Source organism: Caldicellulosiruptor sp. F32 (assembly GCF_000404025.1).
Lineage (GTDB): Bacteria > Bacillota > Thermoanaerobacteria > Caldicellulosiruptorales > Caldicellulosiruptoraceae > Caldicellulosiruptor > Caldicellulosiruptor saccharolyticus.
The window spans coordinates 1-6,393 of the sequence record NZ_APGP01000082.1 but is presented as its reverse complement, the minus strand read 5'-3'; the positions used below and the strand labels follow the sequence as shown (position 1 = coordinate 6,393).

5 protein-coding genes and 2 pseudogenes are annotated in these 6,393 nt (G+C 34.3%); 2 read left to right on the top strand and 5 right to left on the bottom strand.

Annotation, left to right across the window (positions count from 1 at the left end; genetic code table 11):
- Positions 1 to 1,266 (top strand): citramalate synthase (gene cimA / locus H964_RS07415; RefSeq protein WP_039766245.1); only part of this gene is annotated, 1,266 nt, incomplete at its 5' end.
- A gap of 71 nt (positions 1,267 to 1,337) precedes the next feature.
- Here cimA and H964_RS07410 read toward each other — a convergent pair.
- The 3 genes and pseudogenes from H964_RS07410 to tnpA form a co-directional block, all read right to left on the bottom strand.
- Positions 1,338 to 2,102 (bottom strand): hypothetical protein, encoded by a 765-nt coding sequence (locus H964_RS07410; protein WP_039766244.1) that lies wholly within the window; start codon positions 2,100 to 2,102, stop codon positions 1,338 to 1,340.
- Between the two features lie 169 nt (positions 2,103 to 2,271).
- Positions 2,272 to 2,715, bottom strand: a pseudogene (locus H964_RS07405) (RNA-guided endonuclease TnpB family protein); the annotation flags it as partial.
- Positions 2,676 to 3,110: an IS200/IS605 family transposase gene (gene tnpA, locus H964_RS07400; RefSeq protein ID WP_039766240.1), complete on the bottom strand. Its 435-nt coding sequence runs from the start codon at positions 3,108 to 3,110 to the stop codon at positions 2,676 to 2,678. The gene tnpA and the pseudogene H964_RS07405, both read right to left, overlap by 40 nt.
- 163 nt (positions 3,111 to 3,273) lie before the next feature.
- Between tnpA and H964_RS07395 the strand changes: the two are divergent.
- Positions 3,274 to 4,964 (top strand): annotated as a pseudogene (locus tag H964_RS07395) (IS1182 family transposase).
- A 71-nt stretch (positions 4,965 to 5,035) separates the two neighbouring features.
- Here H964_RS07395 and H964_RS13000 read toward each other — a convergent pair.
- Together H964_RS13000 and H964_RS12995 are read right to left on the bottom strand one after the other, a co-directional pair.
- Positions 5,036 to 6,169 carry a hypothetical protein gene (locus H964_RS13000; protein ID WP_237738236.1) on the bottom strand — a complete coding sequence of 378 codons (1,134 nt, stop codon included), beginning with the start codon at positions 6,167 to 6,169 and terminating at the stop codon, positions 5,036 to 5,038.
- Between the two features lie 25 nt (positions 6,170 to 6,194).
- A partial coding sequence (locus H964_RS12995) for a hypothetical protein (RefSeq protein ID WP_039766238.1) occupies positions 6,195 to 6,393 on the bottom strand: 199 nt, incomplete at its 5' end.

The following is a 6,393-nucleotide window of genomic DNA, read 5'->3' as shown; positions in this document are numbered from 1 at the left end:
TTTGGTAAGTCGTGGGATTTTCATGTCAAAGAGGTCTTAAAAACAACAGAGGACGAAAATCTTCAAATGATTTATGACACAATAAAATATTTAAAGTCCTTGGGCAAGTATGTTGTATTTGACGCAGAGCACTTTTTTGATGGGTACAAGAATAACAGAAAATACGCTTTGGAGACTTTAAAGGTTGCAAAGGAAGCAGGAGCAGATTCTTTGGACCTGTGCGATACAAACGGTGGCACCTTCCCAATGGATATTTACAACATCACAAAAGAAGTTGTTGAGATGTTTCCTGGGACATTGATTGGAATTCACTGTCACAACGACACAGGTATGGCTGTTGCAAACTCAATCATGGCAGTTTTGGCAGGAGCACGTCAGGTACAGGGAACTATAAACGGATATGGTGAGAGATGTGGGAATGCAGACCTTATCACGCTCATTCCAAATCTTCAGCTAAAGCTTGGTTTTAAATGTGTACCAGATGAGAACATAAAACACCTGACATCTCTTTCAAGGTACGTTGCTGAGATTGCCAATATGGTTCCAAACGAAAGAGCACCATATGTTGGAGCTTATGCGTTTACACATAAGGCTGGTATGCACATTGACGCTGTTAAGAAAAACCCGGCATCTTTTGAGCATATAAACCCAGAAGTTGTTGGAAACACAAGAAGAATAGTACTGTCTGAGGTTGCAGGAAGATCTACAATTCTTGACAAGATTCGCGAGGTTGACCCGACAGTTACAAAAGACTCACCTGTGACAAAAGAGATTATTGATGAGCTAAAGCGCCTTGAGAATGAAGGGTATCAGTTTGAGTCTGCAGAGGCTTCATTTGAGATGTTAATTAGGAAAAAGCTGGGACTTTACCAGCCGTTCTTTACTCTCAAAGAATTTAAAGTTCTCATTAATGAACCGGCAGTAGAGTACAGCTCATCTGCAATTGTAAAGATTGCGGTAGATGGGGTTACAGCAATCACTGCTGCAGAAGGTGATGGTCCTGTACATGCTTTAGATAATGCTTTGAGAAAAGCTTTGGAAAAGTTCTATCCCGAGCTAAAAGAGGTTCATCTTGTTGACTATAAAGTGCGGGTGCTGAATGCAGAGACTGCAACTGCTGCAAAGGTTCGAGTTCTGATTGAGTCAACAGACGGAAAAGACACATGGACAACTGTAGGTGTTTCAACAGACATTGTAAATGCAAGCTGGATTGCACTTGTGGATTCGCTTGAGTATAAACTCTGCAAAGAAAAAGTGGGGAAATAAATAAAGCGGGGGCTGTCCATCTCAAATAATTCTTGACAGTCCCTTGCTTTTTTGAAAATTTTCAAGTTTCTTCAATAAGCTGTTTTGATATAATTCACCCATTCCTCATATATTTCTTTTTCTGTCTTTCCAAAGGTTTTCTTGAAATTGTTAGTTTTTAGTAATTGTAACACCTTGTACCAGCCATAATTTTTGTCTAAGTATTCGATGTAAGTATCTGCGAAAATATATCCACCTATGTTTGCAAATTTAATTGGATTTTCTGTCTGGATATCTTCGAATGAAGGGATTTTTATGTTTTGCAGTTCCCCTCTTTTCAGTTGTCCGCCGTTGGTTAAATATAAGGCAACACCCTCTTTCAGCCATTTTTTCATTTTTGGATTAATCAAATACTGATAAGTATGCACCATTTCATGCAGAAGAGCTTGTTTAATACTTTCGTAGTTATGTAATCTTCCTGGATTTGTAGGTGAGGTTAATATAACTGTTGAACCTATGTTGTCGCCAATATACCAGTCAAGGTTAAAAAGAAGAGTTATTAATCCGTATTTTTTAGTTTGGAACGTGGATTGTTTGTCATAAATAAATATTTTTATTTTAGATTTTTCTTTAATACCTAATTTGTCCATAAGATATTTTGCTCTCTGTTCTGCTAAATTAAAACAATCTAAAGCAGCTGCTTCCTCTTTTTTGTAATATACATCTGCCCACCTTCCTATTTTTACCTTTATATTTTTTGTTTTTAGTTGTAATGTTGGTATAAATGTGGTACCAAAAGCTATTATGAGGATAGTAATAAAAATAAAACTTGTTTTAATAACTTTGCTTCTTTTCATGGTGTGCCTCCTTTTTAAGGTTCAAATGATTGTTTATACATTAGTGAACTACCACCCACCTGAAGAGGTGGTGGTTTTCTGTTTCATCGACCGGACTTGCTGCTGGGAAAGTATTTCCCAGCAGTAGAGGTTCAGGTCTTAACAGGCGTAAATTCGGGTAGTCCCTACCCTACTGACTATTTACACAAACAGCAACATAATTTCGCAGGTTTGTAGCTGCATTCTCATCCCTGTCATGAACAGCTTTACATACAGGACATTCCCATACCCGCTCCGATAACTTGAGATTTCTGTAAATATATCCACATCTACTGCATATTTTTGACGTTAGGAATGTCCTATCTACCACAACAACTGTTCTGTCATACCAATCTGCTTTGTATGAAAGGTATCCTAAAAACTTCGACCATGAACTGTCTAAAATGTGTTTTGCCAAGTTTCCCCTTGATGGCCCCTTTATATTTATACTTTCGACCACCACGACTTGGCTCTCGTCTATGATGGCCTTGGAAAGCTTGTGCAAAAAATCTTCCCTTGCATTCTTTAAATACTCATGCTCTTTTGTAAGTCTTTCTATTGCTTTCTCCCAACTTTTAGAACCTTCCTTCTTCCTTTCTCACCTTGACTTTCAATGTATCTTCTAATCATTTCAACTGGAGCGCCACCACTTGTCAGCAAACAATAACTTCTTGACCAAAAATATTCCTTCCACAATTTTTGCTTAATTTGGGGAAATTCCTTTTTTATGAGTCTTGAAGAGGCACTTTTATAAGCATTTATAAACTTGGAAAGTGGTGTTGTAGGAGTTGCCTTGAACAAAATGTGCACATAGTCTTTATCATAATTCCACTCAAGCAGAGTTATATTGTAATTGGGTTGAATGTACTCAAAAATTTCTTTTAGTCTTTTTGAAATTTTCTCATCTATTACATCTCTTCTATATTTCGTTACTAAAATCAAATGATAGTATAGAAGAAATACTGAATGTTTATTTGAATCGAATTTCATAATCATCACCAGTTTTATTATATCCCTAAACTGAATATTTATCAACCGCAATTCAGGAGCTGTCCAAAAAGATAACTGGACAGCCCCTTTAATTTTGATATATTGATATTATGATATATTTATGATATAATATATCAAAAGTGATAACATGAGGTAATAACCCATAGCTCTTAAACATGATAAAGTTGTCTTCAAAAATTACAGTCCATAATTTGACGCCTATCGACCCAGAAGCTTTTATACCTCAAAATCATCTGGTCAGAGTAATTGATAAAATCATTGATAAGATAGATATATCCACCACAATAGAAAGGTACAAAGGCGGTGGTACAAGTAGTTACCATCCACTAATGTTATTAAAAGTTTTAATATACGCCTTACATACAAGGTATTTATTCATCAAGAAAAATAGCTCAGGCTTTACAAGAAAATATTACTTTTATGTGGCTCTCAAAGTATCAAGTCCCTGATTTTAGAACTATCAACAGATTTAAAAAAGAAATTTTAGGAGAGACAATTGAAAATATTTTTGCTCAGGTGGTTAAACTTCTTGTACAGTTAGGATATGTAAACTTCGATTATTACTATCTTGATAGGACAAAACCTGAAGCTAATGCAAACAAGCATTCATTTGTTTGGGCTAAAAGTACAAGAACTTTCGAAAAGAAGTTAAGAGAGAAAGTGAAAAACATAATTGAAGAGATTGAAAAAATAAATGAAGAGGAAGACAAAGCATTGAAAGATTTGGGAGTAAAGTTAGAAATTGACGTGATAGCAAGCAGTTAGAAGAAAAGATTGAGCAAATAAACCAAAAACTTGAGTAGGCTGAGTTTAAAAGCAAGAGAAAAGAAAAAAGAGTAAAGAAGCTGGTAAAGGTATTGAAAAATGATTGTGTTTTCAGGCTCAAAAAGTATGAAAATTAATGAGGCAATTTTAAATGGCAGGAACAGTTTTTCTAAAACAGACAATGATGCCACGTTTATGAGGCTGAAGGATGACCGTATGAAAAACGGGAATTAAAAGCCGGGTATAATGTACAAATCGGCACACAGAACCGATTTGTCATAGGTTTTAGCATCCACCAAAGCCCCACGGCTACATGTGTTTAAAAGAACATCTTGAGCTTGTGGAAAAGATAACAGCTCACAAGCCAAAGAACATTGTAGCAGACAGTGGCTATGGGCTTGATTGAAACTACCTTCATTTGAAAAAACGTGGCATCAATAGTTCTATTTAAGTATAACACATTTAACTTAGAGCAGCCAAGGAAATTTAAGAAGGACAAGTTCAATAGCAGGAATTGGGAGTATATTGCCTCTGAAGATGCATATATTTGTCCTGCTGGTAAGAAGGTGAAATACTTATATCCGAGGGTAGATGTAAATGAGAGGGGATTTGTAAGTTGGGAGAAGATATACGAATGTGAGGATACATGCAATGGATGTGAGCACAAGGATAAGCGTTACAGAGGCAAGAGATGGAAAAAGAGATTTAGGATAAGGCCGAGGTTTAAGAGGTTAAAGAATGAAGTAAGAGAAAGACTTTTGAGCAAAGAAGGCAAAGAAATTTACAGCAGAAGGAAGATAGAAGTTGAGACAGTATTTGGGATAATAAAGAACAATAAAGGATTTAGGAGTTTCCTGCTCAGGGGCTTGAAGGGCGTGAAGCTAAAGTAGAGTTTGGTTTGTATTGCTTATAACATGGAAAGGTTAGCGAAGATAATAATAGAGGGTTGGGGCAAAATTGTCAGCCAACCCTCTTGTTTTTTTACTTCATAGTTCAATATTAACATTTAATACTATCAGATGCTTGGTTTTGGCTATTGAAAATTATTGTTTTGGGACAGCCCCTTAACTTTAGTGTTTTGTTTCTGAATTCTATATAGTAAGAAAGCAATATGGAAAATTAAGTTTTTAAAGAGTCCTTTATTTGCTTTTCAAAAACGAATTTATAGAAAATGCTCTTGGTACTACTTTGTGATTAACAAGTGCTATATTTTTTCCATTCCAAGTTGGTTCAAATCTCCACATTTTTTTATTATTAATATCGTACACAGCCACGTAATATTTTGTTTTATTGTTTTTGATTTCTTTTTCACTGAAGATGAGGTAATTGTTATCAAAAAATTTAACTGAATCATATTGAACAATATTATTTGTAGGTAGTATGGTGAATAAAGTTTTAAAAGTTTTTTCATTGTTTTCTAATTTCATAATTCTGATTAAATTTTTTTCTGGATAGGATGCTTCTTTGGTAGATAGAATATCTGTTATAAAAGCAAAAGTTCCATTTGGTGATATATCAAAATGTTGTTTTGGTGGATATGGCAAATTATTTATAGCAGGATAAGAAATTCTTTTTACTATTTTAAAATTATTTTTCTCGAACCATGTAATTTGGTATGGATAAATAGGAAGATAGAGAGTTTTTTCGTTGTTGTGAATATATTCTTTAAATTTCTTCTCTTGAATCCAGTTTATGAAAATAAGCTGATTATCTAATTCTGATGGAGCAATATTAATTAAATCAAATTGTGCATTTTTAGGTGGACTGATAAGACTTTGGGTATCAATTTCTTTTATCATTTTTTTGCTTTTAATGTTCCATATCTGGACACTAAACTTACCGTTTGTTTTATGTGGAATATTATAAATAAGCAAAAGATTGTTATTTATCCAATGTATAAAAAATTGTTCACTGAAATCCTTTGTAAGCCAATCTTCTTTTTTTGTTTTAAGGTCTAAAAGTATGATATTTTGTGCATCTCTTTGTTGATTCCACGTAGAAATTGCCATATATTTACCATCAGGTGAAATTGCTGCTTCAGGGTTTGTACCTCTTCCACCCTTCCAGACAAGATGCAGAGTAGGTTTTTTACCACTTAAGAGTTCTTTAATATCCCAAACAAATATTGCATCTTGATTTACTCCAAATGATGATTTTAACCATGTGCAGGAAAGAATCAAATCATTTTTTCTATTGGCGCAATTAATAGGTGAAATTGTTACCACAAGGAAGCATATGGCTATAATTAAAATTATAGTTAATTTATTTTTCATTTTTTAAACTCCTTCGTCCACGTATTTAGTTAAAGAATTGTTTAACCTGAAGCCATGTTCGGCCATAAACTAAATTATTTTCTTGGCCGCTCAACTCTTTCATGTAGTTATAGGATATGTCCATTATTCGATAGACTAAATCAGTATTTGGTATTTGATTAGGTCCAAAATCATTTCTATATAATACCAGTTTTTTGTTATTTTGTAGGTTGCGTACTTCTACT